Origin of the sequence: Plantactinospora sp. KBS50, assembly GCF_002285795.1 — a bacterium.
Lineage (GTDB): Bacteria > Actinomycetota > Actinomycetes > Mycobacteriales > Micromonosporaceae > KBS50.
This window is the reverse complement of the sequence record NZ_CP022961.1, coordinates 2,489,651-2,516,350: the sequence shown is the minus strand read 5'-3', so window position 1 is coordinate 2,516,350 and position 26,700 is coordinate 2,489,651. Positions and strand designations below refer to the sequence as shown.

General features: G+C 75.1%; 27 protein-coding genes. 3 read left to right on the top strand and 24 right to left on the bottom strand.

Annotated features, from left to right (window positions below):
- Window positions 1-321: 321 nt before the first annotated feature.
- The gene (locus CIK06_RS11175; RefSeq protein WP_232534153.1) at window positions 322-1,368 is read left to right on the top strand and encodes a ketoacyl-ACP synthase III family protein; all 1,047 of its coding nucleotides are present in this window, start codon (window positions 322-324) and stop codon (window positions 1,366-1,368) included.
- 351 nt (window positions 1,369-1,719) lie between these two features.
- On the opposite strand, the gene CIK06_RS11170 is transcribed toward CIK06_RS11175, so the two are convergent.
- The 20 genes from CIK06_RS11170 to CIK06_RS11090 form a co-directional block, all read right to left on the bottom strand.
- On the bottom strand, window positions 1,720-2,949 hold the full coding sequence (locus CIK06_RS11170) for a nucleotide disphospho-sugar-binding domain-containing protein (RefSeq protein WP_232534152.1): 1,230 nt from the start codon (window positions 2,947-2,949) through the stop codon (window positions 1,720-1,722).
- A gap of 44 nt (window positions 2,950-2,993) precedes the next feature.
- Window positions 2,994-3,746 carry an SDR family NAD(P)-dependent oxidoreductase gene (locus CIK06_RS11165; protein ID WP_095564767.1) on the bottom strand — a complete coding sequence of 251 codons (753 nt, stop codon included), beginning with the start codon at window positions 3,744-3,746 and terminating at the stop codon, window positions 2,994-2,996.
- Entirely contained in the window at window positions 3,746-4,051 is a 306-nt protein-coding gene (locus CIK06_RS11160) for a phosphopantetheine-binding protein (protein WP_095564766.1), read from the bottom strand. The genes CIK06_RS11165 and CIK06_RS11160 overlap by 1 nt, the downstream gene beginning before the upstream one ends.
- On the bottom strand, window positions 4,048-5,394 hold the full coding sequence (locus CIK06_RS11155) for a class I adenylate-forming enzyme family protein (protein ID WP_232534151.1): 1,347 nt from the start codon (window positions 5,392-5,394) through the stop codon (window positions 4,048-4,050). Before CIK06_RS11155 ends, CIK06_RS11160 begins: the two co-directional genes overlap by 4 nt.
- Window positions 5,313-5,651 carry an AMP-binding protein gene (locus CIK06_RS30880; RefSeq protein ID WP_232534150.1) on the bottom strand — a complete coding sequence of 113 codons (339 nt, stop codon included), beginning with the start codon at window positions 5,649-5,651 and terminating at the stop codon, window positions 5,313-5,315. Before CIK06_RS30880 ends, CIK06_RS11155 begins: the two co-directional genes overlap by 82 nt.
- A complete protein-coding gene (locus CIK06_RS11150; RefSeq protein ID WP_157756707.1) occupies window positions 5,648-6,796 on the bottom strand; it encodes a ketoacyl-ACP synthase III family protein in 1,149 nt (382 codons plus the stop codon). Before CIK06_RS11150 ends, CIK06_RS30880 begins: the two co-directional genes overlap by 4 nt.
- A 5-nt stretch (window positions 6,797-6,801) precedes the next feature.
- Window positions 6,802-8,109 (bottom strand): lipopolysaccharide biosynthesis protein RfbH, encoded by a 1,308-nt coding sequence (gene rfbH, locus CIK06_RS11145; RefSeq protein WP_198348309.1) that lies wholly within the window; start codon window positions 8,107-8,109, stop codon window positions 6,802-6,804.
- 53 nt (window positions 8,110-8,162) lie between these two features.
- The gene (locus tag CIK06_RS29935) at window positions 8,163-8,444 is read right to left on the bottom strand and encodes a hypothetical protein (protein ID WP_198348197.1); all 282 of its coding nucleotides are present in this window, start codon (window positions 8,442-8,444) and stop codon (window positions 8,163-8,165) included.
- A complete protein-coding gene (locus tag CIK06_RS29930) occupies window positions 8,441-8,998 on the bottom strand; it encodes an NAD-dependent epimerase/dehydratase family protein (RefSeq protein ID WP_198348196.1) in 558 nt (185 codons plus the stop codon). Before CIK06_RS29930 ends, CIK06_RS29935 begins: the two co-directional genes overlap by 4 nt.
- Window positions 8,995-9,249 (bottom strand): NAD-dependent epimerase/dehydratase family protein, encoded by a 255-nt coding sequence (locus tag CIK06_RS31865; protein ID WP_198348195.1) that lies wholly within the window; start codon window positions 9,247-9,249, stop codon window positions 8,995-8,997. The genes CIK06_RS29930 and CIK06_RS31865 overlap by 4 nt, the downstream gene beginning before the upstream one ends.
- Window positions 9,250-9,272: 23 nt before the next feature.
- The gene (locus tag CIK06_RS11135; protein ID WP_095564764.1) at window positions 9,273-10,499 is read right to left on the bottom strand and encodes a nucleotide disphospho-sugar-binding domain-containing protein; all 1,227 of its coding nucleotides are present in this window, start codon (window positions 10,497-10,499) and stop codon (window positions 9,273-9,275) included.
- The gene (locus tag CIK06_RS11130; RefSeq protein ID WP_095564763.1) at window positions 10,499-11,731 is read right to left on the bottom strand and encodes a nucleotide disphospho-sugar-binding domain-containing protein; all 1,233 of its coding nucleotides are present in this window, start codon (window positions 11,729-11,731) and stop codon (window positions 10,499-10,501) included. Before CIK06_RS11130 ends, CIK06_RS11135 begins: the two co-directional genes overlap by 1 nt.
- Window positions 11,732-11,771: 40 nt before the next feature.
- Entirely contained in the window at window positions 11,772-12,293 is a 522-nt protein-coding gene (locus CIK06_RS11125) for a nuclear transport factor 2 family protein (protein WP_095564762.1), read from the bottom strand.
- Complete coding sequence (locus CIK06_RS11120) at window positions 12,290-13,081, bottom strand: cyclase family protein (protein WP_095564761.1); 792 nt, start codon at window positions 13,079-13,081, stop codon at window positions 12,290-12,292. The genes CIK06_RS11125 and CIK06_RS11120 overlap by 4 nt, the downstream gene beginning before the upstream one ends.
- Before the next feature lie 19 nt (window positions 13,082-13,100).
- A complete protein-coding gene (locus CIK06_RS11115; RefSeq protein WP_198348194.1) occupies window positions 13,101-14,348 on the bottom strand; it encodes an FAD-dependent monooxygenase in 1,248 nt (415 codons plus the stop codon).
- Window positions 14,349-14,503: 155 nt separating this feature from the next.
- On the bottom strand, window positions 14,504-15,526 hold the full coding sequence (locus CIK06_RS11110; RefSeq protein ID WP_095564759.1) for a methyltransferase: 1,023 nt from the start codon (window positions 15,524-15,526) through the stop codon (window positions 14,504-14,506).
- A 73-nt stretch (window positions 15,527-15,599) separates the two neighbouring features.
- A complete protein-coding gene (locus CIK06_RS11105) occupies window positions 15,600-17,375 on the bottom strand; it encodes an FAD-dependent oxidoreductase (RefSeq protein WP_095564758.1) in 1,776 nt (591 codons plus the stop codon).
- Between the two features lie 30 nt (window positions 17,376-17,405).
- Window positions 17,406-17,708, bottom strand: a complete 303-nt coding sequence (locus CIK06_RS11100) for an antibiotic biosynthesis monooxygenase (protein WP_095564757.1) — start codon at window positions 17,706-17,708, stop codon at window positions 17,406-17,408.
- 40 nt (window positions 17,709-17,748) lie between these two features.
- On the bottom strand, window positions 17,749-19,329 hold the full coding sequence (locus tag CIK06_RS11095) for a class I adenylate-forming enzyme family protein (protein WP_095564756.1): 1,581 nt from the start codon (window positions 19,327-19,329) through the stop codon (window positions 17,749-17,751).
- A complete protein-coding gene (locus CIK06_RS11090) occupies window positions 19,322-20,251 on the bottom strand; it encodes an aromatase/cyclase (RefSeq protein ID WP_095564755.1) in 930 nt (309 codons plus the stop codon). Before CIK06_RS11090 ends, CIK06_RS11095 begins: the two co-directional genes overlap by 8 nt.
- 262 nt (window positions 20,252-20,513) lie before the next feature.
- On the opposite strand from CIK06_RS11090, the gene CIK06_RS11085 reads away from it, so the two are divergent.
- The gene (locus CIK06_RS11085; protein WP_095564754.1) at window positions 20,514-21,479 is read left to right on the top strand and encodes an aldo/keto reductase; all 966 of its coding nucleotides are present in this window, start codon (window positions 20,514-20,516) and stop codon (window positions 21,477-21,479) included.
- A 114-nt stretch (window positions 21,480-21,593) separates the two neighbouring features.
- Here CIK06_RS11085 and CIK06_RS11080 read toward each other — a convergent pair whose 3' ends face one another.
- On the bottom strand, window positions 21,594-22,817 hold the full coding sequence (locus tag CIK06_RS11080) for a nucleotide disphospho-sugar-binding domain-containing protein (RefSeq protein WP_095564753.1): 1,224 nt from the start codon (window positions 22,815-22,817) through the stop codon (window positions 21,594-21,596).
- Window positions 22,818-22,965: 148 nt separating this feature from the next.
- Here CIK06_RS11080 and CIK06_RS11075 point away from each other — a divergent pair, with 148 nt between their 5' ends.
- A complete protein-coding gene (locus CIK06_RS11075) occupies window positions 22,966-23,361 on the top strand; it encodes a hypothetical protein (protein WP_095564752.1) in 396 nt (131 codons plus the stop codon).
- 402 nt (window positions 23,362-23,763) lie between these two features.
- Here the strand turns inward: CIK06_RS11075 and CIK06_RS11065 are convergent, their stop codons facing one another.
- From CIK06_RS11065 to CIK06_RS11055, 3 genes are all read right to left on the bottom strand, one after another.
- Entirely contained in the window at window positions 23,764-24,846 is a 1,083-nt protein-coding gene (locus CIK06_RS11065; protein ID WP_095564751.1) for a MupA/Atu3671 family FMN-dependent luciferase-like monooxygenase, read from the bottom strand.
- Entirely contained in the window at window positions 24,843-25,994 is a 1,152-nt protein-coding gene (locus CIK06_RS11060) for a nucleotide disphospho-sugar-binding domain-containing protein (RefSeq protein WP_232534285.1), read from the bottom strand. The genes CIK06_RS11065 and CIK06_RS11060 overlap by 4 nt, the downstream gene beginning before the upstream one ends.
- Before the next feature lie 61 nt (window positions 25,995-26,055).
- Complete coding sequence (locus CIK06_RS11055) at window positions 26,056-26,649, bottom strand: NAD-dependent epimerase/dehydratase family protein (RefSeq protein ID WP_198348193.1); 594 nt, start codon at window positions 26,647-26,649, stop codon at window positions 26,056-26,058.
- Window positions 26,650-26,700 lie beyond the last annotated feature (51 nt).

Below are 26,700 nucleotides of genomic sequence, written 5' to 3'. Positions count from 1 at the left end.
CCCCTGGCTGCCGCCGGTCGACCCGCCCACGCTGGCCGGCCGCCTTCGAGCCCGGCTCGACGGGCGGTCGCGGACCCGGGCGGGGGCGCCCCGGCCAGCCCCTCGGTCGGTCCTCGTCCGGCGGTCGAGCCGGGACCGCCACCGTGGGCAAGGCGCGATCCGCCGAGTCCGGTGCGCCGGGCACCCCCGGGCCCTGCCCCGGCGGCGGCCCGGCCACCGGCCACTGCCGGGCGCCGCCTGGGCCACGAGCCGGGCGGCGCCCGCTGGCGGGGCCGGCGGTACCCGCCGGCGTCGCTGACGGTGCCGGCTGGCGGGGCGAGCGTGCCCGGTGCGGACGAGGGGCTGCTGGTGAGGTTCGAGGACATCTACATCGCCGGGTGCGGCAGTTGGCTGCCGCCCGCGGTCAGCGCCGAGCAGGCGGCCGCGGACGGGCTCTGCGACGCGGCCCTGGCCGCGCAGAACGCGATGGACGCGGTCACCGTCTCCGCCGATCTCGCCGGGCCCGAACTGGCGGTCCGGGCCGCCCGGGCGGCCCTCGCCGACGCCGGCGCGGCCGGCGAGACGGTGGAGCTGCTGCTGCACAGCGCGCTCTACTACCAGGGCCACGACATGTGGGCACCGGCCTCGTACGTGGCACGGGAGACCGTCGGGGACCGCTGCCCGGCGATCGACATCCGGCAGACCTCCAACGGCGGGATGGCCAGCCTGGCGCTGGCCGCGAGCTTCCTGTCCACCCGGCCGGCCGGCGACTCGGCGCTGCTGACCTGCGGCGACCGGTTCTGCCCGCCCGGCATCGACCGGTGGCGCAGCGACCCGGGCACCGTCTTCGCCGACGGTGGCGCCGCGGTCGTGGCGAGCCGGGGCGGCGGATTCGCCCGGCTGCGCAGCCTGGTGCTGCACAGCGACAGCTCGCTGGAGGCGATGCACCGCGGCGACGACCCGTTCAGCCCGGGGCCGATGACCCGGCGCACCCCGTTGAACGTCCGGCACACCACCCGCGCCTACCTGCGGGCCGAGGGCGCGTCCTTCGTGGTCGGCCGGATGGCCACCGGGCAGCACCTGGTGCTCAAGACCGCGCTCGCCGAGGCCGGCGTCGAACTCTCCGACATCCGGCGCTTCGTGCTGCCCAACTTCGGCCGCCGGCGGATGGACAACACGTTCTTCCAGCCGTTCGAGATCGACCCGGCGCAGACCACCTGGCCGTGGGGACGCGGGATCGGCCACCTCGGCGCCGGCGACCAGTTCGCCGGCCTGCGGCACCTGCTGGACACCGACGGGCTGCGCCCGGGTGACCTGTGCGCGCTGCTCGGCGTGGGCGGCGGCTTCAGCTGGTCCTGCGCGATCCTCGAAATGACCAACCCCGGCTGACCCGCCGTTGCCGCGCCCGACCGAGGCTTCCGGCGTTCGCCACGGACGGGATCTCCGCCGCTCGCTCGGCGGAGTGTGCGGACTTGTTGTCGCTGGGGCGACAACAAGTCCGCACACTCCAGCCCTCGGTGGCCCTCGGCGGCCCGCGCTCGGCGGGCGGGGACGGAGCGACCGGCGTACGCGAAGGGGTGGAGGCCGTGGCCGTGGCCGTGGCCGTGGCCGGGCCGGACGGCACCGGCCGGACGGCACCGGCCCGGACGGCGCGGTGGGCCGGCCGAGCCGGCCGAGCCGGCCGAGCGGGTCGAGCCGGCCGAGCGGGTCGAGCGGGTCGAGCGGGTCGAATTGGCCGAGCTAACCGAGTTGGCCGAGCTGGTCGATCAGGGAGTCCAGGCCGGGCCGGGCCGCGTCCTGGTCGGCCAGCAGCCGCGCCGCGGTCGGGTACGCCCGGTCGGTGACCAACTCCCCCACCAGCTTGCGGACCACGTCCACGCCGAACTCGGCGCCCGGCAGGTGCCGGCCGGCTCCGGCGGCGGCGATCCGGTCGGCGTTCGCGGCCTGCTCGCCGGCGAACGTCACGGCCAACTGGGGTACGCCGGCCGCCACCGAGGTCATCACGCAGCCGGCGCCCCCGTGGTGGATCACGGCGGCGCAGCCGGGCAGCACCCGGTCCAGCGGCGCGCCGGTGAGCACCCGGGCCGGACCCGGGTCCGGCAGCCGGTCCCGGTCGGCCGCGCTGAGCAGCACCACGACCTCCACGTCGAGCCCGGCCAGGGCCTCGACCAGCTCCGGCACCACGAACGAGCGCGGGCCGACCATCGCGGTCACCGAGGTACCCCAGACGACGCAGACCCGGGGCCGGTCGCCGGGGCGCGCGGGCGCCGGGTCGGTGCCGTCCAGCGCACCGTGGTACGGGGTGTACCGGACGTCCAGCCGGGTCGCCGCGCCGATGGCCGGGCGCAGCCGCTGCGGGCACGGGTCGATGACGTACCGGATCGAGTCGGGGGTGGGCTCGGCAACGCCGTACCGGGCGAACGAGCCGGTCGGGTCGCCGGGCATCAGCCGCAGCTCACCGGGTTCGTCGGTGCCCACCGGCCCCCACAGGTGCAGCGCCGCCGGCACGCCGGTGACCCGCGCGGCCAGCAGGCCGTCCAGGCTGAGCCGGTCGTGCACCACGACGTCCGGCCGCCAGCTGCGGGCCACCGACACCGCAGCGTCGAAGCTGCGGACCGTGGCGGCCAGCGTGTTCTCCCGGTGCTCGCGCCGGTAGGCCGGGAAGTCGAAGTCGGCCAGGTCGGACAGTTCCGCGCCGGTCTCGGGGTGCGGCGGCAGCCACGGGTGCGGCCAGCCGCCGGCCTGCGCCTGCCAGTAGTGGCTGAGCCGGGCCTGCAACACCATGTCCAGCCCGTCCAGCACCGGCACCGCCGGCAGGCCGGCGGCGGTGACCGCCCCGGCCTGCGACGGGGCGCAGAGCACCCGCAGCTCGTGCCCGGTGGCCAGCAGCCGCCGGCCGAGCGCAACCATCGGGAAGTAGTGCCCCGGCCAGGCCGAGACGGAGAACAGCACGCGCATCGTCTGGTCCATCCGGTAGTCGTTCGGGTCGGGCGGGTCCGTCGAGGCCCGGTCCGTCAGCCCGGCATGAGGAAGCCGGCCAGCATGCCGCCGTCGGTGACGATCTCGCTGCCCGTGACGTACGAGGACTCGTCGCAGCTGAGGAACGCCACGACCGCCGCCACCTCGTCCGGGGTGCCGAGCCGGCGCAGCGGCAGGGTCTTGTGCAGCCAGCCGGACACCCGCTCGTCCAGACCCTCGGTCATCGACGTGGCGATCACGCCGGGGCAGACGGCGTTCACCCGGATGCCGTCCGGGCCGAGTTCCATCGCCGCGGTCCGGCTGAGCGCCAGCACCGCGGCCTTGGTGGCGCAGTACGCCGACAGGTACTTGAAGCCGATCATGCCGTCGATGGAGGAGATGTTCACGATGGTGCCGCCGCCGGCCGCGCGCAGCGCCGGGACCACCGCCCGGATGCCGAGGAACACCCCGACCTGGTTGACGTCGACGACCTCCCGGAACGACTCCTCGGGCATGTCCGCGACGGTGCCCACGGCCAGCACGCCGGCGTTGTTCACCAGCCCGTCGAGCCGGCCGAACTCGGCCACCGCGCGGTCCACCGCGGCGCTCCACTGTGCGGCGTCGCGCACGTCCAGCGTCTCGGCGCGGGCCGCGTCGCCCAGTTCGGCGGCGAGCTGCTTGGCGGCCACCCCGTCCAGATCGGTCACCAGCACCCGGGCACCCTCGGCGACCAGCCGCCGGGCCTGGGCCGCGCCGATGCCGCGGCCGGCGCCGGTGACCAGGACGGCCCGGCCGGCCAGCCGGCCCATCACCGGCCCCCGGCGGTCGGCTCGACCGGACCCGGCTGGCCGGCGGCCGAGCCGGCCGGAACCGGGCCGCCGCGCACCTGCTCGATCATGGCCCAGAGCGCGGCCGGGGTGCTGAAGTTCTCCGTGGTGAGCAACTGGTCGGGCACGCTCACCTCGTACGTCTCCTCCAGCAGCAGCAGCAGCTCCACGGTGGCCAGCGAATCCAGCCCGTGCGAGCGCAGGCAGGTGTCCCCGGTCATCTCCGGCAGCTTGGGCAGCACGTCGTGCAGCAGCTCCGCGAACCGGGCGTCCCACGGTGTCATCATGGGGTCTTCTCGCCTTCTGGCACCGGCCGGCGGAACAGCTCGGCCAGGCGCCGCTTGTCGGTCTTGCCGTTGGCGGTCAGCGGCAGTTCGGGCAGCAGGTGGCAGACCGGGGGCACCTTGCCCTCCTCCAGCCGCTCGCCGAGCTGCCGCAGCACGTCGTCGGCGCTCAGCGTGCCGACCACGGCCAGCACGACGTCCCGGCCGTCCGCGGGCGGCAGCACCGCCGCGGCGGTGACGCCGTCGATGTCGCAGGCCGCCGCCTCGATCTCCAGCGCGCTCACCCGCAGCCCGCGCCGCTTGAACAGGTCGTCCCGTCGGCCCTCGAAGTACAGGTGGCCGTCCGGGTCGAGCCGGCCGTAGTCGCCGGTGTGCAGGGTGACCTGGCCGGTGTCCGGGTCGCGCCGGAACCGCTGCGCGGTCAGCTCCGGAGCCCGCCAGTAGCCGGCCATCACGTGCGGGCCGCGCACGGCGATCTCGCCGTCGTGGCCGGCCGGCAGCGGGTGGCCGGCGTCGTCCAGGATGAGCACCTCGGTGCCGTCCAGCGCCCGCCCGACGGAGCCCGGCCGGGCCAGGTCGCCGTCCGGCTCGGCCACCGTGATCCGCTTGCACTCGGTGGTGCCGAACATCGGCACCACCGCGGCGGACGGGAACGCCTGGCGCAGCCCGGCGGCGTGCCCCGGGGTGAGCGCCGCGCCGGTGTTGGTGAACATCCGCACCGGGGGCGCGGCGCCGGCCCGCCGGCCGGCCAGCCGGACCAGCATCTCGGCCAGGCTGGGCACCACCGGGACCACGGTCACGCCGTGTTCGAGCACGGTCGACATCAGCCGCACGTGCTGCGCCGGTTCGCCGAGCACCAGGTGCGCCCCGGCGAGCAGGCCGAGGAACACCTGGTACAGGCCGTAGTCGAAGGCCAGCGGGATGGCCACCAGGACCACGTCCTCGGGCCGGTAGCGCAGCCGGGCCGCGATCGCCCGGGTGGCGAAGACCACCGCCCGGTGCGGGCTGACCACCGCCTTCGGCGCGGCCGTGCTGCCGGAGGTGTAGATCAGCAGCGCCGTCCGGTCCGGGTCGTCGGCCACCGGCGCCGGGCCGGCCGGCATACCCGGCCCGGCGGCCAGCGCCCGGCGCAGTTCGGCGACCGGGCGCACGTCGTACGAGGTCAGCTCCGCCACCGCGGGCAGGTCGGCGTCCAGGCTGACCACGACCCGCGGCTGCGCGTCGGCCAGCACGCTGCGCAGGTGGTACGCGCGCATCTCCGGGTTCACCGGCACGAACACCGCGCCGCGGGCCAGGGTGCCGAACAGCAGCGCCAGGAACTCGCGGGTGTTGCCGATCCGGCCCACCACCCGGTCCCCGGCCGCACCCCGAGCCCGGCCAGCCACGCCGCGCAGGACGCGCCCGCCGCGGCCAGCTCGGCGTAGCTCCACCGGCCCTGCCGGTCGGTCACCGCCGGGGCGTCCGGGTGCCGGGCCGCCGCGGTGCGCAGCAGGTCGTCGATGACGGCGACCGGCCCGGGTCCGGAGCCGTTGCCGGCGGCCGGGTCGGTCGCTCCGGGACCGCCGGCGACCGGCTCGGCCCGGTTCCGCAGTACGGCGGTCATGTCCACTCCGGGGTTTCGAGGATCTCCACGACGACCGCCGTGCAGGTGTAGCCGGCACCGCCGCCGAGCAGCAGGGCGTGGTCCCCGGCGGTCAGCCCGCCGGTCCGCAGCAGGTACTCCAGGCCCAGCGCCCAGTCCCCGCCGCCCACGTGCCCGGTGGTGCGGCCGTACTCCCAGGTCGTCGCCGCCTCCGGCACGCCCAGCAGGTCGTGCAGCTGGGCGTCGCCGGGCAGCCGGCCGGTCGCCGGGGTGACCACCCGGCGGATCTGGCCGACCTTCAGCCCGGCCTCCTTGAGCGCGGCGTTGCGGGCCATCAGCAGCACCCGTCCGATCCGGACGCTGGTCTGCACGTGGTCGATGGTCCGGCCGAACTCGCCGGAGCGGGCCAGCAGGTCGATCGGCTCGGACGCGGCCGGGGAGGCGGTGGTGAACGGCGCGTCGCCCCGGGTCTGCCCCTCCAGCCCGTTGTCGGCCACCGTGGCGGTGGACCGGATCCGGGCGAAGCCGGCGCGGGTGGAGAGCACCATCGCGGTTGCGCCGTCGCCGTACACGTTGAAGTCGTGCATGTTCCAGCGGTCCACGGCGGGGGCGGCGAACCGGTCGGCCGTGCTGACGATCGCCGCCGTGCGGCGCGACCCGCCCGGCGCGGCCGAACCCGCCGCGCCCGGACCCGCTGCCGAACCCGGCGCGCCCGGACCCGCCGCCGAACCCGGCGCGCCCGGACCCGCCGCCGCGCCCGGCGCGCCCGTGCCCGCTGCCGCGCCGAGCGCGCCGGCGGCCAGTTCGATGGCGCCGAGCCCGACGTTGCAGCGCTGCTGCACGTCGAGGGCCGGCACCGCCGGATGGCCGGTCCGGTCCGCCACGTACGACGCGGTGGGCCAGATGTCCAGGCCCTGGAACCACAGGCTGCCGTGCAGCAGCAGGGCCACGTCCCGGGGCGTGACGCCGGCCCGCTGCACGGCGGCGCGTACCGCCCGGACCGCCATGTCCGGCGGCGCCACGTCCTCGCCCACGCAGACCGACGTGTAGCCCAGGGTCTTGAACCGCTCGGCGTCCAGCAGCCCGGCGTCGACCGCCTCCCGGGCGGAGACCGCGTCGGGCAGCCAGTGGCCGAGGCCGGCGAGGTACAGGTTGTCCCAGCGCACCGCCGTCACCCCCGACCCGCGACGAACTCGCGGACCGACCGCGCCATGTAGTCGATCATCTCGCTGGTCAGTCCGGGGTAGACGCCGATCCAGAAGGTGTTGTCGGTGATCACGTCGCTGTTGGTCAGCTCGCCGACCACCCGGTACCGCTGGTCGGTGAAGGCCGGGTGCCGGGTCAGGTTGCCGGCGAACAGCACCCGGGTGCCGATCCGCCGCGACTCCAGGAAGGCGACCAGCTCGGCCCGGGTGAAGCCGGCGTCCGGCCGCACGGTGAGGACGAAGCCGAACCAGCTCGGGTCGGAACCGGGCGTCGGCTCGGGCAGGATCAGCCCCGGCACGCCGTCCAGCTCGTCGCGCAGCCGCCGCCAGTTGCGCCGGCGGGCGGCGCCGAACTCGGTGAGCTTGCCCAACTGGCTCAGGCCCAGCGCGGCCTGCAGGTCGGTGTTCTTCAGGTTGTACCCGACGTGCGAGAACGTGTACTTGTGGTCGTACCCGAAGGGCAGCATGCCCTGCTGCTGGCTGAACCGCTTCCGGCAGGTGTCGTTCTCGCCCGGCTCGCACCAGCAGTCCCGGCCCCAGTCCCGCAGCGACTCCACCAGCCGGGCCAGCTTCAGGTCGTTGGTCAGCACGCAGCCGCCCTCGCCCATGGTCAGGTGGTGGGCGGGGTAGAAGCTGGTGGTGGAGAAGTGCCCGAAGGTGCCGGTCAGCCGGCCGTTCAGGTACGACCCCACGGCGTCGCAGTTGTCCTCCACGAAGAACAGTCCACGCTCGCGGGCCAGCTCGGCGATCTCGTCGGCCCGGTACGGGTTGCCGAGCGCGTGCGCGATCATGATGGCCCGGGTCCGCGGCCCGATCGCCGCCGCCACCCGTTCGGTCGTGGTGTTGTACGTGCCCAGCTCGACATCCACGAAGACCGGCACCAGGCCGTTCTGGATGATCGGGCTGACCGTGGTGGGGAATCCGCAGGCGACCGTCACCACCTCGTCGCCGGGCCGCAGTGCCCGGTCGCCGAGTTCGCGCTGGGTCAGCGCGGTCAGCGCGAGCAGGTTGGCCGAGGAGCCGGAGTTGGTCAGGTGCGCCTTGCGCAACCCCAGGGTGCGGGCGAACTTCCGCTCGAACCGCCGGGAACTGACACCGGCCGCGATCCGCAGGTCCAGTGCCGCTTCGACCAGCGCCGCCCGGTCATCCTCGTCGATGACCGCGCCGGATGGCAGCAGCGGCGTCACCCCCGGGACGAAACCCGCGTCGGACTGCTGCTCGCGATGGTACTTGCGGACCTGCTCCAGGATGAGCTCCTGCGCATCCGTCATCAGCTTCACCTCCAGGTGGCCCGTGCGCGGATACCGGTGGGGTTCCGCCGTGACAGTTACGGTGCCGGTGGCCGTTCGAGGCCCGGTCCAAGGCTCACCGAGGCCGGATCGCCTGCCGGCGCGCCGGCCCGGACCTCCGCCCAGAGCGCCGCCAGCGACTCGGGCAGGCCGCGCCGGGGCCGCCAGCGCAGCCGGCGGCGGGCCTGGGTGATGTCCACCCGTTGCCAGTCGATGCCCGAGCCGCGCTCCTGCTGGGCGGCCGGGACGCCCTGCTCGACGATCTCGGCGGCCACCCCGCTGGCCGCGATGAGCTGGTCGACGAGCCAGCGGACGCTCACCGCCTCGCCACGGCCGATGTTGGTGACCGGCGCCGGCTCGGGGCGGCGGCCGCCGCGCAGACCGCGTCGGCGATGTCGCGCACATCCACGAAATCCCGGTACGCGCGCAGCGGCGCCAGGCGCAGCACGGCCGGCGCCGCGCAGCCGGTGGTGGCCAGCCCGGTCAGCCCGGGCCCGCCGGCCGGCCCCGGGTGCGCGTTCGCCACCGCCGGCCGGCACCGGTGCGCGTACAACTGCCGGGCCACCTGGCCGAGCAGGCTGCGGGCCGGGGTGCCGGGGCCGCTGACGTTGACCACCCGCAGCACCGTGGCGTCGATCGCACCGCGGCGCACGGCCGCCAGCACCGCCTCGGTGCCCAGCAGCTTGGTCCGGCCGTACGGGCTGACCGGCCGCGGCTCGTCCCCCTCCCGGATCAGCGCACCGGCCGGCACCGGCCCGTACTCGTGCACCGATCCCAGATGGACCAGGCGCGGGCGCCAGGGCAGTTCGGCCACGGCCGCCACCAGCCGGCGGACCAGCGTCACGTTGGAGGCGGTCAGCTCCTCGTCGCTCACCCCCACACCGCGCCCGCCGCGTTGATCACGACCCGGGGTCGCATCGCGGTGAGCATGCCGGTGAGGGTGGCCTGGTCGGTGGTGGCCAGGTCGAGCGCGATCGACCGGGCATCCGGCAGCCGCGCCGGGCGGCGGGACACCGCGATCACCTCGTCACCCGCCGCCGCCAGCGCCGCGCAGGCGTGCCGGCCCAGGAAGCCATGGCCGCCGAGCACGAGTACGGGCGCCGCCACGGACTGCGGACCGGACACGCTCACCTCCTGGGGTACGAGGGTCAGGCCACCGGCACGGCGGCCAGCTCCGCCAGCGTCGTAGCGAGCTGGGCGGCGCTGGGCCGCTCGGCGTTGCGCCCGGCCAGCTCGCCGGCCGCGCCGGCGTACCGGGGATCGTCCAGCAGCGCGCCGACCGCGGCCCGGATCCCGTCCTCGTCGGCCAGGTGGCCGGCCAGGTCGAGCCCGGCGCCGGTGGCGCTGATCCGGGCGCCGATGGTCCGCTGCTCGGCGCCGAAGGTCAGCGCGAGCTGCGGGACCCCGGCGGCCAGCGCGGTCATCGCGCAGCCCGCGCCGCCGTGGTGGATCACCGCGGCGCAGCCGGGCAGCAACAGGTGCAGCGGCGTGGCCGCCAGCACCCGGACCCGGCCGGGCAGCTCGCCGAGCCGGTCCCGGTCCTCCGGATGTGCCGGCAGCACCACGTCGACGTCCATCCCGGCCAGCGCCCGGACCACCAGCGGCACCAGGTACGCCCCGTCGCCGTACATCCGGCTCATCGAGTTGCTCCACACCACGCAGACCCGCGGCCGGTCCCCCGGCGGCATCGGGTCGCCCGGCCCGCCCGGACCGTTGTACGGCTGGTAGCGCACGTCCAGCCGGTCACCCCGGATCGGGGGTTGCAGGCCCGGTGGGCACGGGTCCACCACGTACCGCAGCGCGTCGGCGGTCAACTCGCCCACGCCGTGCCGCGGGAACGCCCGGGTGTAGTCCACCGGCAGCGGGTACAGCTCGGGATCCGGTTCGGCGGTGCCGACCGGCCCCCACAGGTGGGCCACCGCCGGAATGTCCAGCACCTTGGCCGCGAGCAGCCCGTCGGCGCTGAGCCGGTCGTGCAGCACCAGGTCCGGCCGGAACCGCCGGGCGTGGTCGAGGGCGGCCGCGAAGCCGGTCCCGGTCTCGGTGGCGATCCGCCGCTTGGCGGTCTCGGCGAACGCGTCCAGGTCGAACGTGGCCGGATCGACCGGGTCGCCGGTCAGCGGGTGCAGCGGCGGCCACGGGTACGGCCAGGCGCCGGAGCGGGCCGCCCAGAGGTTCGCGTAGCGCAGCATGAACGTCATGTCCAGTTCGCCCAGCACCGGCGCCGGGACCAGCCCGGCAGCCGCCACCGCGGCGGCCTGGCCGGGCGGGCAGGCGACCCGGACCTCGTGCCCGGCCGCCTGCAACGCCCAGCCCAGCGGCACCATCGGGAACCAGTGCGCGGGCCAGCCGGAGACGGTGCACAGCACGCGCATCAGCGACCGCCCGCGGCCAGGTCGACGAGGGTGTCGACCAGTTCCGCCGGGGTGGGCCGGCCGGCCAGGTCGGCCCGCAGCCGCGCGGCTGCCTCGGCCGGGCCGGGCTTCTCCACCAGCGCCGCCACGGCGGCCCGGATGGCCGGCACGTCGGCCAGGTGCCCCGGCAGGTGCGCGCCGGCGCCGGTGGCCGCCACCCGCTCGCCGTTGAGCGCCTGCTCGATGGCGAAGGTGAGCGCGAGCTGCGGAGTACCGGTCTGCACCGCGGTCATCGTGCAGCCGGCGCCGCCGTGGTGCACCACCGCGGCGCAGCCGGGCAGCACCAGGTGCAGCGGGCAGCGCTCCAGCACGCGTACGCCGTCCGGCACCGGACCGGCCGCGGCCAGGTCCTCGGCGGTCGCCGTGACCACGACCTCGACGTCGAGCCCGGCGACCGCCTCGATGACGGCCGGCAGCAGGAAGGAGCGCGGCCCGGACATCCGGGTGGTGGAGGTGCCCCAGACCACGCAGACCCGCGGCTTCTCGGCCGGATCCAGCACCCAGTCCGGGGCGCCGCCCGGGCCGTTGTAGGGCACGAACCGCACCGGCAGCCGGTGCGCCTCGGTGGGCGGCGCCAGCTCCGTCGGGCAGGGGTCGATGACGTGCCGGACGGTCTTGGCGCCCAGCTCCCGGACCTTCCACTTGGCGAACGTCCCCGGCGGGTACTCGGGGACGAGCGACAGCCCGTGCTCCGGCGCCTCGTGCGTGCCGGCCGGTCCCCACAGGTGCACCGCGGCCGGTACGCCGGTCGCGGCGGCCGCGAGGGCGCCCTCGGTGGCCAGCGGGTCGTGCACCACCAGGTCCGGCCGGAACGACCGGGCCAGCCGGACCGCGGCGTCGAAGCTGCGCACGAGGGCGCCGAAGGTCTGCCCGGTGTGCTCGCTGACGTACCTGTCGAAGTCGAACTCCCGCAGGTCCTCGACCTCCTGCCCGGTCAGCGGATGCAGCGGCCGCCACGGGTAGGGCCAGTTGCCGGCCTGGGCGTCCCAGAGGTACCGCAGCCGGCTGAGGAACACCATGTCCATGCCGTCCAGCACCGGCACCGGGGTCAGCCCGGTGGCCATCAGCGCCGCCGTCTGGCTGGGCGCGCAGGCCACCCGGACCTCGTGCCCGGCCGCCTGCAACGCCCAGCCCAACGGCACCATCGGGTAGTAGTGCCCCGGCCACCCGGACACCGCGAACATCACGCGCATCGGCTCGTCCCTTCCGCTCTTCGTGGCTGGTCGCGACGGGTCAGAACGCCCGCGCCGGCAGGTCGTCCCGGGTGACCTTGCGCTGCCGGACCCGCCACTGGCCGTCCTCGCGCACCAGCACGTCCTCGCAGACGCAGTGCAGGTGCAGCCGGGCCGGACCGCCGGCGGGGATGGCGAAGATCTGCGCGTAGCAGCGCACCGAGACGGTCTCCTCGTCGATCGGCTCGACGTGCACCATCCCGTGCCAGTGCCGGTGCTGCTCGTTCGCGGCCGCGAGCTTCTCCCGGGTGCGCAGCACCCCGGCGGTCAGCGCGGCCCGGCCGCGGACCGGCTCGGGCAGCACCTGCGGCCAGAACCAGCCGTCCGCGGTGAAGGTCTCCGCCCAGGCCGCCGCGTCGCCCGAGTCGAGCAACTGGAAGTGCCGGGCGTAGAACTGCTGGACCTGCGCGTACAGCTCGGCCAGGCCGCCGGCGGCGAACGGACCGGAGCCGGGCGCGGCGGTCGCGGGCGCCGTCGTGGCCGGCGCCGTCGTGGCCGGCGCGGTGGTGACCGGCGCGCTCATCGGGTCGCTCCGGCCGGCTCGTCGACGATCGCCACGGCGCGGGTCCAGCCGGCGCCGGCACCGACGACCTTGACCGGGAAGCAGGCCACCGTGAAGCCGTGCGGGGGCAGTTCATCGAGGTTGTCCAGCCGCTCGATCTGGCAGTACTCGCGGTCGCGGCCGACGAAGTGCGCCGGGAACAGCACGCCGTTGTCGTTGGACTCGTGGAACCGGCCGATCATGTCGCCGAACGGCGCGTCCAGGCTGAACGCGTCCGTGCCGATCACCCGCACGCCCTGGTCCAGCAGGAAGTTCGTGGCCGTGGCCTCCAGGCCGACGAAGTTGGTGAAGTACAGCATCGAGCCGGCGAACTGGGCGGCGCCGGTGTGCAGCAGCACGATGTCGCCGGGCTGGATCGTGTACTCGATCCGCTTCAGCTCGCGCTCCAGGAACGCCGCGTCGGCGACGCTCTCCGCCTCGCTGATGTCCAGCACCACGCCCGGTCCGTAGAACCAGTCCAGCGGCATCTCGTCGATGTTGCGCGGCCGGCCGTCGCCGTACGTGCAGCGCGAACCGTAGTGCGAGGGCGCGTCGATGTGCGTGCCGGTGTGGGTGGTCAGGGTGAGGGTGTCGATCGACAGCAGCTCACCGTCGCGCAGGTCGCTGGGCGAGATCTCCAGCCCGAAGTTGGCGGCCATCTCCTCGGCCATGTGCACCGCGCCCTCGGCCGGCGAGGTGATGGCGTGGGTGACCGTCTCCGGCTCCCACTTGGACGCGTCCACGGGCGTGGACAGGTCGATGATGGGCACGTCGTCCTCCTGAGGGGTGTCAGCGGTTGGTTGCGAACTGGTTGACGAGCCGGACGTCCCGGTGCACCCGGATGTCCGGGTTGCCGAGCGTCACGTGCCGGGTGATCCTGTCGCCGACCGGGGTGTGCATCAGCAACCCGGCCACCTTGGGCCGGAGGAACCCGGCGATGCCGCCGGCGGCGAACATGCCCTTGCTCTGCATCACCTGGAAGCGCATCACCGCGTCGATGTCCCGGCCGCGCCGGCGCTCGAACTCGCCGAGCCGCTGCGCGCCCAGGTCGCCGTCGTTGAGCGCGGCCACCAGGATCGGGTGGGCCGCGGCGGCGTCCTGGATGGCCAGGTTGATGCCCTGCGCGCCGAGCGGGCTGTGCGTGTGCGCGGCGTCGCCGATCAGCAGCAGGCCGTCGACCGCCCAGCGCCGGGCGCGGGCGCCGAAGACGTCCAGCAGGGTCAGGTCCGACCAGGACCGTACGTGCCGGCGCACGGCCTGCGCGTACTCGGGCAGGCAGCGGGCCACCGCCGCCCGGACCTGCTCGACGCCCCCGTCGGTGACCTCGCGGTACCGGCCGTGCGGCACGGTCCAGCCGATCTGCACGGCGTCCGGGAAGGAGTCGTAGGCCAGCAGCGGTTCGGCGCCGGACCGGAAGATCCGGACCCGCCCGCTGGGCGGGCCGGCGGCCGGCAGCCGGAACCACAGCACGTCCTGGTCGAAGACCTCGTGCCGGTCGTTGGCGATGTCGGCCAGTTGCCGGGTCTTGGAGTACCGGCCGTCGGCGCCGACCACGCAGCGGGCCGGTACGGCGGTCCGGGTGCCGTTGTGCTCGGCGAACACCCCGGTCACCCGGCCGCTGGCGGAGTCCCGGCGCAGCGCGCTCACCCGGTGCCCGGCCAGGTAGCGGAACCCGGCGTGCCGGGTGCACTGGTCCAGCAGTTCGTCCAGCACGTGCGGCTGCGGGATGCTCAGCAGGTGGTTGTGCGGCGCCGGCAGCCGCCGGTAGTCCATGTCCAGCACCGCGCGGTCGCCGTCGATGAGCTGGAACCGGGTCAGCTCGTAGCCGCCCCGCTTCCGCGCCCCGGCGAGCACCCCGAGCTGGTCGAGGATCCGCAGCCCACCCGGCTGGAGAATCTCGCCCCGGTACTCGCGGTCGGTCGAGCGGGCCTTCTCCACCACCGTGACGGCGGCGCCGGAGCGCAGCAGCAGCAACGCCAGGGTCAGCCCGGCCGGCCCGCCGCCGACGACGCATACGTCCGTACCCGGTTCGTCCACCGCTCCTCCTGTCCGTTCGCCGGATGCCTGTCCGCCGGATGTCCCCACCATGGCGGCGGCGCCTCGAAGGCCGGCAGAACCGCCTTCGAGACGCCGCCGAGCCGACGGGCCGACCGCGCGGCACCCTCGGGGTGCCGCCGGGCCGACCGCGCGACTCAGACCACGGCCTCGATGAGCCGCAGCGAGGTGCGGGTCCGGGTCACCCCGGCGAACTTCAGTCCGGCCCGCTCGAACAGCCGCTGGAACTCGTCCAGGGTGTGCTCCCGGCCGCCCACGTTGAGCAGCAGCATCAGGTCCATCGCCGCGGCGTAGCGGGGCTCCGGGGTGTCGTCGATGAGGTTCTGCACCACCACGACCCGGGCGCCGGGCCGGGCCGCGGCCCGGATGTGCTCCAGCACCCGCACCGAGCTGTCGAAGTCCCACTTGAGGACCTGCTTGACGACGTACACGTCGGCCTCGACGGAGACGCCGGTCAGGCAGTCGCCGGGCACGATGGTGGTGCGCGCGGCCAGCGAGCCGCCCTCGCGCAGCTCCGGGTCGGCCACCGCCACCACCGACGGCAGGTCGAACAGCAGCCCGTGCAGGTGCGGGTGGCGCTCCAGCAGGGTCCGCAGCAGGTGTCCCTGCCCCCCGCCCACGTCCACGAGCGTCTTGGCGCCGGAGACGTCCAGCGACTCGGCCACCGCCCGCGAGGTCTGCCCGCTGGACTGGGTCATCGCCCGGTTGAACACCGAGGCGTCGGCGCCGCCGTCCTCGCGCAGGTAGGTGAAGAAGTCCTTGCCGTACATGTCCGGCACCACCGGCTTGCCGGTGCGGACGGCGTCGGCCAGCCGGGGCCAGGCGTCCCAGGCCCAGGCCGCGCCGGCCCAGAGCACCATGTCGGCCATCGGGGTCGGGGCGTCCGAGCGCAGCAGCCGGGACAGGTCGGTGTGCGTGTACCGGCCGTCGTCGGTCACCGCGAACACCCCGTCGAGGGCCAGCCCGCGCAGCAGGCGGGCCAGGGTCGGGGGGTCCGCCTGCACGGCGGCGGCCAGTTCGTCGAGCGTCGCCGGCTCGTCGCCGAGCGCGTCGGCCAGGCCGAGCCGGGTGGCGGCGTGCAGCATCGCGGCGTACGCCAGGCCCAGCGCCAGCTCCTTGAGCCGGGTGGGTGCGGGGATCTGCGCGGAGGTGTCGGTCACGGTCGTTCCCTTCTGCGGGTGCGCCGGCCCGCGCCGCCCGGTCCCCCGGGCCGCGGCCGGCCGCTGGAGACGGTCAGGAGGTGGGTACGGGCACGGGGCGGATCGGTCCGGCCGGGCGCAGCGCCGCCTCGACGGCGTCGCCGGTCAGCACGGTGCCCCGGGCCGCGAGGTAGCCGTCCGGGCGGATCAGCAGCCATCCGCCGTCCGCACAGCCGAGGGTGGTCGCCAGCGTGCCGTCCGGGTCGGCCAGCGGCACCGGCTCCCCGGGACCGGCCGCGTCGGGACCGGCCGGCACGATGCTGGCCGCGCCGGTACCGACCGGCACGATGCTGGCCGCGCCCGTGCCGGCCGGGCCCGTGCCGGCCGGGCCGGACACGGTCCGCACCGACAGCCAGTCCGGTGCCCCGAGCCGCCCGGCCTCGGCCACGGCGTCGGGGCCGAAGGCCAGCAGCGTCCAGCGGAGATCCCGAAGCTGCGCCAGCAGCGCCCGCCAGCCGGGGCTCGCCGCCTCGTCCGGGTGCACCCGGACGACCCGCTCGCCGGCCGCGGGCGCCGCCGGCACGGTGCCGCCGGGGCTGGTCAGCGGCCCGTCCGGGTAGCCCAGCTTGAGGCCCGAGACCCGGCCCAGCGCGGTGCGCTGGCCGCGCACCCGCAGCGCCGGCACCCGCTGCACGATGCCGAAGACGACCGGCAGGGCCAGACCGGCGAGCCGGTTCTTCAACGCCACCAGCGCGGTGGCCCGCTTGGTCGAGCCCAGCAGTTCCCGGCCGATCGGCACCCGCTCGGCGCTGTAGCTGTCCAACAGTTGCGCGCCGGCCTCGCCGCGGACCACCTGGGCGAGCTTCCAACCCAGGTTGTAGGCCTCCTGGATGCCGGTGTTCATGCCCTGGCCGGAGGCCGGGCTGTGCACGTGCGCGGCGTCCCCGGCGACGAACACCCGGTCCCGGCGCATGGCCGGCACCATCCGCTGCTGGGCGGTGAACACCGAGACCCAGCCGGGCGCGTGCGCCGAGACCGGCGTACCGGTGCCGGCCGACAGCTTGCGGCTGAAGCGTTCGGCGATCACCGCGGCGTCGCCGTCGTAGTCGACCTCGACGGTGTCCAGCATCCGCCACCGGCGCTCGCCCGGCAGCGGGGCCATCATCATGGTGCCGGAGCCGGACCGGATCCAGTAGATGCTGTTGCGGGGCAGTTCCGTGTCGACCTGGGCGTCCGCGATCAGCCAGGTCTCGTTCGCCTCGCCGATCAGCGGCAGGCCGAGCAGCTTGCGGACCAGGCTGTGCCCGCCGTCGCAGCCGACCAGCCAGCCGGCCTCGATCAGCTCGGTCGCACCGGCCGGCTCCGCCGGGCCGCCGCCGTCCGTACCGCCGGTGGCCGGGCCGCCGCCGTCCGTACCGCCGGCCGGGCCGGTGGTCCGGACGCTGGCCCGGACCCCGGCGTCGTGCTGGCTGAATGCCTCCAGCCGGCTGCCCCACTCGACCGCGACCCCCAGTTCGGCCAGCGCCCCGCGGAGCACCTCCTCGGTGAAGACCTGGTCGATGGCGAGGGTGAACGGGAACCGGGTGGGGATCTCGGTGTAGTCGGCGTCCAGCCGGGCCAGCCGGCGGCCGTTGGAATACATGGTGAACGCCTGCACCACCAGGCCGCGGGCGATCATCCGGTCCGCGAGCCCCATCTGGTCGTACGTCTCCAGGGTGCGCGGATGGGTGGCGATGGCCCGGCTGGTGGTCGCGGGTCCGCTCGCCGCGTCGACGACACGGATCCGCAGGCCCCGGCGGGCGAGTTCGTACGCGGCGGTCAGGCCCACCGGGCCGGCACCGGCGACCAGGACGTCGATCGGCTCGGACATGGAACGGCTCCTCGGTACGGGTGGGCAGGGTCAGCCGGCGACGGTTTCCTCGACCCGCAGGGTCTCGTACAGGTCCGGGACCGACTTCTCGACCAGCGGACGCAACCGGGCCACCAGCGGCAGGAAGCCCTCGCTGCGGACGGCCGCCTGGTGCGCCTCGGCGCTCTCCCAGTCGGCCAGTTCGACGAAGACCCCGGGACGGCGGGTGGAGCGCAGCAGGCGGTATCCCCCGGAACCGGGCTGGGTCGACATGTACTTGTTGAAGTCCTCCAGGACCGCCAGGAACTCGTCGACGTCGCCGGTCACGGTGAACTCGTTGATCAGGGTGAGCATGGCCTTTTCCTCTCTTGTGGATGGCCGCCGGACGGTCCGGTCAGCCGGGTACGCCCGCGTACGTCTCGCGCAGGGCGCGCCGGGCGATCTTTCCGATCGGGGTGCGTGGCACGGTCTCCACCACCCGCGCCGTGACGATCCGCTGGAACGCGGCCAGCCGCCCGTTGGCGTACGCGAGCACGCTGTCGGCCACCTCGTCGGCATCCGCCGTGACCGGCACGTCCAGCACCAGCAGCGCCACCGGCACCGCACCGTGCAGCGGGTCCGGCCGGTCCACCACCGCGCAGTCGCGCACGGCGGGGTGGGTGGCCAGCACCCGCTCCAGCTCGGACGGCGACACCAGCTCGTTGTCGCACTTGAACACGTCCTTGAGCCGGTCGACCAGGTACAGGTGGCCGTCGGCGTCGATCCGGCCGACGTCACCGGTGGAGAACCAGCCGTCCGGGTCGACGCCCGGCGTGCCGTCGGCGTACCCGGCCATCAGCTGCGGGCCGCGGACCTGGATCTCGCCCACCTGGCCGATCTCCAGCGGCGCCCGGGACTCCACGTCGACCACCCGGGCGCCGGTGTCTGCGGCCGGCACGCCGGCCGAACCCGGCCGGGGCCGGTCCGGCCGGTCCAGGTGGGTCATCGAGCTGGCCTCGGCCAGGCCGAATCCCTGCAACACCGGGATACCGAAGTGGGCGCCGAGCCGGCGGGCGACCGGTTCGGGCAGTGCCGAACCGCCGCAGAACATCCCGCGCAGCGGACCGGAGGAGAGCTGGTCCAGGTCCGGCGCGCCGGCCAGCATCGACAGCAGCACCGGCAGCGTGTAGTAGTGGGTCGCGCCGACCCGGACGGCCGCGCGCACCGACTCGCCCACCGTGCCGGTGCCCAGCAGCGCCGGGGCGCCGTACAGGTACTGGGTGGCGCCGGCGCAGACCGCCGCGTTCAGGTGCATCAGGTGGTACGCGGGCAGCCCGTTGAAGGCCACGGCGCCGGTGTCCAGCCCGTGCGCCTGCACCGTCTGCATGGCGTTGACCACGAGGTTGCGGTGGGTCAGCAGCACACCCTTGGGCTCGCCGGTCGTCCCGCTGGTGTAGTGCAGGCAGGCGACGTCCTCGGCACCGGCCGCCGGGGTGTCCGGCAGGGTGTCCGGCGGGGTGTCCGCGGCGCCGCCGGCGGACGCGGCGGACATGCCGGCGGGGTCGGGGGCCGGCGCCGCCAGCTCCTCCAGCGCGACGATCGGCGGCAGCCGGTCGGCGAACGGGGCCAGCCGGGCCGCGGTCCGCGGATCGGCCAGCACCAGCACGGCGCCGGAGGCAGCGATCGTGCCGACCATGGCCTCCGGGCGGTGCAGCGGGTTCACCGAGACGGCCACGTTGCCGCTGCGGGCGATGCCGTAGAACGCGCCCGCGAACAGCGGACTGAGCACCGTGGTGATCGCACACCGGCGCCCCGGTCCGCCGACCCGCCGGGTGATCGCCGCGGCGGCCCGGTCGGCGGCGCCGTCCAGCTCGGCGAAGCTGATCCGCGCCTCGCCGGCCTGGATCGCCGTGCGCTCCGGCCAGCGTTGCGCCGCCCGGCGCAGCAGGCCGTCCACCGGGATCGCCGGATAGTCCAGCGACGGCCGGTCAGCCATCGGCCCGCTCCTCCGCGTACGCCTTGGCGATCTGAAGGTTCTTCATGCTGTTGGTGCCCAGCACCCGCCGGGCGTACCTGCGGGCGTCCGCGACCGTGGTGTCCGGGCCGAGCAGGGACAGCTTCGACCGCTTCAGCGTCACGGTGTGCCGCGCGCCCAGGATCGTGCCCTCCGGCGTCTCCTCGAACCGCCAGTGCCCGGTGTGCGCCTCCAGCATCGGCGGCAGCGTGATCTGCTTGTAGACGATCAGCTCGTACGGCAGGCAGACCCGCACCGACCGGGTGGTGTGCGCCCGACCGTCCGGGGTGGAGGTGTCCATGTCGAAGAACTGGATGCCGGGGCTGGGCTCGATCATGTCGATCCTGGCCACGTGCGGGATCCGCTCCGGCCACTTGTCCGCCTCGTACAGGATCGCCCAGGCGTCCTCGGCGGACCCGGAGACGAACAGCGTGTCCTCCCAGCCGATGACCAGTTCCTCCAGGTCCTTGCGGCGCTCGGCGGTGGCCTTCAGCTCGCCCAGTTGCGCCCGGGAGTGCCTGTCGAACTCCTCGCCGACCCTGGCCAGCACCTCGGCCGGGGCGTCCCCGCCGGAGACCTCGTGCCGCAGCGTGACCCGGCACGCCTCGGCGCCGCTCGGTTCCACCTCCCACCAGCCGCGCGAAGTGGTGGCCCCCGGCGGCGGCGGGTCGTTGTCGAAGGTGATCTGGAGCTTGTCCCGGTCGATCCAGCGCCGGGCCGACCAGGCCCGCACCGACGACTCGCCGCGCACACCCCAGCACCGCACCACGTCGGTCGCGTCCCCGTCGGCGGGGCCGACGCTGGTGTGCACCAGCGAGCCGAAGAACTGCGGCCACCGCCGCACGTCCACGATCAGGTCGAAAACCTCGTCAGCGGGCGCCTCCACGGCCACGTGCTGAGCCACCTCGACATGTCCTGACTGCGACACCGCGCACCATCCTTCCGGGCCGGAGCCCTCACCCTGGCGTGTCGCTGCCGATCGTGGACACGGCAGATCGAGCGCCGGTCGAGCGGTCGTGAAGGGCGGTACCGGATCGCCTCAAACCGCCTTCGATCGCTGGCTGGCACGCTGCGTTCCAGCCGGTGACGGCGCCGGGGCACCGGCGCCGCGGGCCGGCCTCCCGGGCCACGAGAACGGCCGGGATCTGGCGCAGAAAGGACGATTCATGCAGCTCCGCAGATTGGGCAGCTCCGGACCGGTGACCTCGGCCATCGGTCTGGGCACCCTCGGCCTGACCGGCGGGTACGGCCCGGTCGACCGGGACGAAGCGGTCCGCACGCTCTGGCACGCCCTCGATGCCGGCGTCACGCTGCTGGACACCGCCGACTTCTACGGCGGCGGCGCCGTGGAGTCCCTGGTCGGTACGGCGATCAAGGATCGCCGGGACGACGTGGTGGTGGCCACCCGCGGTGGCGCGCTGTTCACCCCCGAGGGTCGGCCGCTGGGGGTGGACGGCAGCCCGGACCGGCTCCGGCAGGCCTGCGACGCCTCGCTGGAGCGGCTGGGGATCGACCACATCGACCTGTACTACCTGGCCCGGGTGGACCCCAAGGTGCCGGTGCAGGAGAGCGTGGGTGCCCTGGCGGAGCTGGTCGCGGCCGGCAAGGTGCGACACATCGGGCTGTCCGAGGCCAACGCCGAACAGCTGCGCCAGGCGGTCGCGGTGCATCCGGTGGCCGCGCTGGCCAGCGAGTACTCCCTGTTCGAGCGCGAGGTCGAGCGGACGCTGCTGCCGGTGGCCCGCGAGTTGGGCGTCGGGCTGGTCGCGTGCAGCCCGCTGGGTCGCGGCCTGCTGACCGGACGGCTCACCTCGGTGGACCAGCTCGGCGACCGCGACTACCGGCGCAACCACCCGCGGTTCTGGCCCGAGCACTTCGCCCACAACCGCGAGCTGGTCAGCCGGGCCGAGGCGCTGGCCGCGGAGCGGGACGTCAGCGTGGGCCGGCTGGTGCTGGCCTGGCTGCTGGCGCAGGGCCAGGACATCGTGCCGATCCCCGGTACCCGGTGCACCACGCACCTGGAGATGAACGTGGCCGCGACGCAGGTCAAGCTCACCGAGGACGAGCTGCGGCTGCTGGCCGAGACGATCCCGGCGGACGAGGTCAGCGGGGACCGGAACCCGCGGCGCTGAGGCCGGGCGGCCGGCCCGCGGCAATTCGGCCCGCGGCCGGCCCGCGGGGCTGACCGGATCGGCCGGCCCGCGGAGTCGGCGCCGCGGGCCGGCCGAGCCGGTCATCCGGTCAGCTCAGCCGGCGGCGAGCTTCTCCAGGTCGGCGACCAGCCCGGCCGGCGTCGGCCGCTCCTCGTTCTCGGCGCGCAGCCGGGCCGCCGACGCCCGGTGGTCGGGCCGGTCCAGCACGGCCGTCACGGCGTCCCGGATCGCCGCGACGGTCGCCTCCGCCCGGGGCAGGCATCGCGCCGCGCCGGTCTGCGCCAGCCGCGCCGCGTTGGCCGGCTGGTCCATCCCGGTCGGGATCACCACCTGCGGCACGCCCGCGGCCACCGAGGTCATCAGGCAGCCGGCGCCGCCGTGGTGCACCACCGCGGCGCAGCCGGGCAGCACCAGGTGCAGCGGGACCCGGTCCAGCACCCGCACGTTCGCCGGCGTCGGGCCGACCGCGCCGGCGTCCTGGCCGCCGGTGCCGAGCAGCACCTCCACGTCCAGGTCGGCCAGGGCCTCCGTGATGAGCGGCACCGCCAGCGACGCCGGACCGAACATCGCGGTGAGCGAGTTGCCCCAGACCACCGCCACCCGCCGGCGCTCCGGCGGGTCCAGCACCCAGGTCGGCATGCTGCCCGGCCCGTTGTACGGGGTGTACCGCACGGCCATCCGGTTGCTCGCCACCGGCGGCGCCAGGCCGGCCGGGCACGGGTCGATGACGTGCTCGACGGTGTCCAGGGTGAGCTTCCCGGCGGTGTGCGCCCCGAAGGAACCGACCGGATACTCGGTGACCGCCCGCACCGCCGGATCGGTCTCGTGGCTGCCCACCGGACCCCACAGGTGCACCGCCGAGGCGATCCCCAGGGTCCGGGCCGCGAGCAGCCCTTCCATGGACAGCGGCTCGTGCAGGATCAGGTCCGGGCGCCACCGGCGGGCCAGCGCGACGGCCGCCTTGCCGCCCCGGGCCACCGGCGTCGCCACCTTCTGCTGGGTCGCCCGCGCGAAGTCGGCGTACCCGAACTCCGCCACCGACGGCATCGGGGCGCCGGTCACCGGGTGCGGCGGCACCCAGTCGTACGGCCAGGTGCCGGCCTGGGCGTCGAAGACGTTCCGCAGCCGGGCCAGGAAGGGGATGTCCAGTTCGCCGAGCACCGGCACCGGGGTCAGCCCGGCCCGGGACACCGACCCGGCCTGGCTCGGGGCGCAGGCCACCCGTACCTCGTGGCCGGCGGCCTGCAGCGCCCACAGCACCGGAACCATCGGGTAGTAGTGGCTCGGCCAGGCCGACACCGTGCACATGACCCGCATAGCGCCTCCCGCTCGCGTGTTGTCGCGGTCCTCGCCTCCCAGCGTCCGGCACCGGGATCGAGGCGGAGTCCAGCGCCGGTGAGGACCGGCGCACCTCCAGCCGCGGTTGACCACAGCTCGAGAGCGCCCGGACACAGTCAGGTGATCCGTGACCACCGCCGGCACCCGTCCGGCTCCCGGGTCCGGCTGCAACGCGGAGGTGCGCGATGGCGGGGGCGACGCGATGACCGGGGCGGCCCGGTGGCGGCGGCTGCTGCGGTACGTGGCGTCGGGGCTGCGGCTGCTCGGCGTGGCGCACCCGATGATCCCGGCCTGGCCCGAACCGGAGTGCCGCCCCGACGGGCCGGCCCGCACGCCGGCCACGCCCGCCGGATCCAGGAGACCGGCCCGGTTCGGGAGGCCGGCCCGGCTCGGGAGGCCGGCCCGGTCCGGGCGGCCGGTGCTGCCCGGGCACCCCGAGCGGGCCGCCGGCGGTATCCCACCGTCCGAGGTGGAACTGCTGCTCTGGCGCGACCTGGGCTGGCTGGACGACCGGTCCCGCTAGTGCCACGGTGGTCTGCCCGTCCTCCGTCGCACCTCCACCTCCACCTCTCCACCTCCACCCCCACGTCCACGTCCACGTCCACGTCCACGTCCACGTCCACGTCCACGTCCACGTCCACGTCCACGGGACGCTCACCCACGGTGACCTCGCTGACGGCGACAAAACTTTTTCGACCTATGCCTGAGAGTCATAAAAATGACTCTCAGGCATAGGTCGAAAAGAGGTGTTCGGTCCTGGCCGGTGCCGCGGATCGCCGCCGGCGGCGGATGCAGATCGCCGCCGGCGGCGGGTCAGGCAGGCAACCGACCAGTGCGGTAGCAGGTCACGCCGGCAGCAGGTCAGGCAGGCAACCGACCAGTCCGGCAGCAGGTCACGCCGGCAGCGGGTCAGGCAGGCAACCGATCAGGCGGGCAGCGGGGCCGGTACGGCGGTGGCCAGCTCGGCCAGGTGCGGCAGGCCGGCCAGCACCGCGTCCCCGTCGCCGACGAAGTCCACCAGGCAGGCGATCTCGTCCACCCCGGCCGCGCGGACCGCGTCCACCACCGGGCGGCAGTCCGACACCGAGCCGATCAGCGAGGTGCCGGCCAGGTAGCGGTTCACGGCGATCTCCACCAGCCGGTCCCGGGCGCGTTCCTCGGTCATCACGGTCCGGCCGGTCCGGCCGCCGCTCATCCCGCCGCCCGCGCCGACCGCCCGGGACTCCAGGTCGATAGCGGTCCGCAGGTACGAGCGCAGCCAGGGCAGCGCCACCTCGTGCGCCCGCCGGGTGGAGTCCGCGACGTACGTGTGCATCATCAGGGTGACCGTGCCGCAGCGCCCTGGGTGGTGCCGCGCGAACGCCTCGCGGTACCGCTCGATGTTGCCGGCCACCGCGTCGACGTCCTGGTTCTCCAGGTGCGTCAGCACGTTGGCACCCAGCTCGCCGGCCTGCCGGAAGGTCTCCGGGTTGCGCGAGACGGTCACCCAGATGGGCAGTTCGTCCTGCACCGGCCGGGGAAACACCGGCAGCGTCACCTCGCCGCCGACCGGGTTGGTGCCGCTCCAGGTGCCGTCCCGCCACACCTGCCGGATCTCGGCCACGTCCCGCAGCATCCGGTCCCGCCGGTCGGCGTACGCCGCGGGGTTGAGCACGAAGTCGTTGACGTTCCAGCCGGAGCCGACCGAGATCGCGGCCCGGCCCTCGGAGAGGCAGTCCACCAGCGCGAAGTCCTCGACGATGCGCAGCGCCGGGTGCAGCGGGGTGACCACGCTGCCGGCGCGGATCTGCAACCGGCTGGTGACCGCGGCCAGGGCCGCCGACGTGACGGCCGGGTTGGGGAACGCGCCGCCGAACCGGTGGAAGTGCCGCTCCGGCGTGGAGACGAAGTCCAGGCCCAGTTCCTCGCCGCGGCGGGCGGCGGCGAGCATCATCTGGTACGTCCGTGGCGCGTCGTCGCCGAGAGCGGCGAAGAAGAACAGGCCGAAGTTCATCCGGGAATCGGTCATGATACGGGCTCCTCCTGGGACGGAATGGCGGCGGGAAGCAGCTCGGCCGCGAGCCGCGCGGGGCTGGGTTGGCGCAGCGCCTCGGCGCGCAGGTCGGCGGCGGCGTCCCGGTGGCCGGGGTCGGTGCGCAACCCGGCCACGGCGTCCCGCACGGTCGCCTCGGTGACGTCGGCGCCAAGCCGCAGCCCGGCGCCGGTGGCGGCCAGCCGGTCGCCGTAGAAGGCCAGGTCGGGCATCTGGGCCAGGATCAGTTGCGGTACCCCGGCGTTGACGGCGCTCAGCAGCGTGCCGGCCCCGCCGTGGTGCACCACCACGCTGGCCTGCGCGAGCAGGACCGGCAGCGGGCAGTCGGCGACCACCCGGACGTTGTCCGGCAGCCCGCCGCCGTCGGTGAGCGCGGCCACCTGCCCGGCCGGCAGCGCCACCAGCGTCTCCACGTCCTCGCCGGCCAGCGCCCGGACCACCAGGGGCGGCAGGAACGCCCGCTGGCCGACCAGGTCGGTGACCGACATGCCGAGGGTGACCAGCACCCGGGGCCGGTCCGGTGGCGGCAGCACGGCCGGGTCGACCCGGGCCGCGGTGCTGTGCGCGACGTACCGCACGTGCCGCCACGGGCCGCTGGTCGGCAGTTGCACCGAGGGCGGGCACGGGTCGACGGTGGTCCACTCCGGCACCCCGGCCAGGCCGCCGGCGTACCGGTCGAAGAGCGCCAGCACCGGCTCCGGCAGCCGGTCCCGGCCGCTGGTGCCCCGGCCGACGATGTCCGGTCCCCACAGGTAGCGCACCGACGGCACGCCGAGCGCCGCCGCGGCGACCGGCCCGGCGAACGACGTCGGTTCCCAGACCACCAGGTCGGGCCGCCATGACCGGGCCAGCGCCACCAGATCGTCCACCATGGCCTCGGCCACGGCGGCGAACATCAGCTTCGGGTCGGCCGAGCCGCCGGTCTGCCGGCCGCGGTAGCCGGCCGCGAAGTCCAGCTCGGCGCCGACCGGCACGGTCGGCAGACCGGACCGGGAGACCACCGGCACCAGGCCGGGCGGGCTGGCCACCCGCACCTCGTGCCCGGCCGCGCGGGCGGCCCAGCCGAAGGGCGCCATCGCGAAGAAGTGCGACGGCATCGCCGAGGTGACGAACAGGATCCGCATCGCCACGTCTCTCCTCACTTTTCCGCCGGCCGGCCGCCGGCATCGCGCCGGGGCCGCCGGATCAGGCCGTCCGCAGCAGCGGGCGGGCGGTCACGTACCGGTCGAGGACCGCCGCGTAGTAGTGGTCGGTGAAGCCCATCCCGCGGACCGCCGGCACCAGCCGGCGCAGCTTCTCGGTGCAGACGAGATGGTTGACCGGCGGCGTGGCCACCACGGTGCGCCGGGCCCGCACGCCGAGTCGCTGTTCGATCCGGTCCACCAGCAGTTCCACCGGTACGGCGTACCCGGTGGCGATGTTCACCACCTCGCGGCTGACCCGGGCGCCGAGCAGGTGGTCGATGACGGCCACCACGTCGACGACGTCGATGATGTCCCGCCGGGCGCCGGCGTGCAGCCGGACCTGGCCGGCGAGCACCTGGCTGGCCAGCGAGGGCAGCAGTTGGTGCGCGGGCTGGTCCGGGCCGGCCACGTGGGCCAGCCGGACCACCAGGTGATCCACGGTGGAGCCGCGGACCAGCGCCTCGACCGCCAGCTTGTGCCGGCCGTACGGGGTGCCGGGCCGGACCGGTTCGTCCTCCCGGCCCGGCCGGTGGCGCCGTACATGCCGGTGGAGGCGGTCGAGAAGAACAGCAGCCGGCGCCCGTCGGCGGCGCACCGGCGTACCGCCTCGGCCACCAGGGCGGTCTCCCGGTCGAAGTCCGCCTGC

Coding starts and splice junctions, on each gene's coding strand:
- CIK06_RS11065 (WP_095564751.1), bottom strand. CDS start 24,846: ATGACCGATTCCCGGATGAACTTCGGCCTGTTCTTCTTCGCCGCTCTC.
- CIK06_RS11080 (WP_095564753.1), bottom strand. CDS start 22,817: ATGCGGGTCATGTGCACGGTGTCGGCCTGGCCGAGCCACTACTACCCG.
- CIK06_RS30880 (WP_232534150.1), bottom strand. CDS start 5,651: ATGACCGCCGTACTGCGGAACCGGGCCGAGCCGGTCGCCGGCGGTCCC.
- CIK06_RS11125 (WP_095564762.1), bottom strand. CDS start 12,293: ATGAGCGCGCCGGTCACCACCGCGCCGGCCACGACGGCGCCGGCCACG.
- CIK06_RS11135 (WP_095564764.1), bottom strand. CDS start 10,499: ATGCGCGTGCTGTGCACCGTCTCCGGCTGGCCCGCGCACTGGTTCCCG.
- CIK06_RS11170 (WP_232534152.1), bottom strand. CDS start 2,949: ATGGACCAGACGATGCGCGTGCTGTTCTCCGTCTCGGCCTGGCCGGGG.
- CIK06_RS11130 (WP_095564763.1), bottom strand. CDS start 11,731: ATGCGCGTGATGTTCGCGGTGTCCGGGTGGCCGGGGCACTACTACCCG.
- CIK06_RS11095 (WP_095564756.1), bottom strand. CDS start 19,329: ATGGCTGACCGGCCGTCGCTGGACTATCCGGCGATCCCGGTGGACGGC.
- CIK06_RS11105 (WP_095564758.1), bottom strand. CDS start 17,375: ATGTCCGAGCCGATCGACGTCCTGGTCGCCGGTGCCGGCCCGGTGGGC.
- CIK06_RS11165 (WP_095564767.1), bottom strand. CDS start 3,746: ATGGGCCGGCTGGCCGGCCGGGCCGTCCTGGTCACCGGCGCCGGCCGC.
- CIK06_RS11085 (WP_095564754.1), top strand. CDS start 20,514: ATGCAGCTCCGCAGATTGGGCAGCTCCGGACCGGTGACCTCGGCCATC.
- CIK06_RS11100 (WP_095564757.1), bottom strand. CDS start 17,708: ATGCTCACCCTGATCAACGAGTTCACCGTGACCGGCGACGTCGACGAG.
- CIK06_RS11160 (WP_095564766.1), bottom strand. CDS start 4,051: ATGATGACACCGTGGGACGCCCGGTTCGCGGAGCTGCTGCACGACGTG.
- CIK06_RS11060 (WP_232534285.1), bottom strand. CDS start 25,994: ATGCGGATCCTGTTCGTCACCTCGGCGATGCCGTCGCACTTCTTCGCG.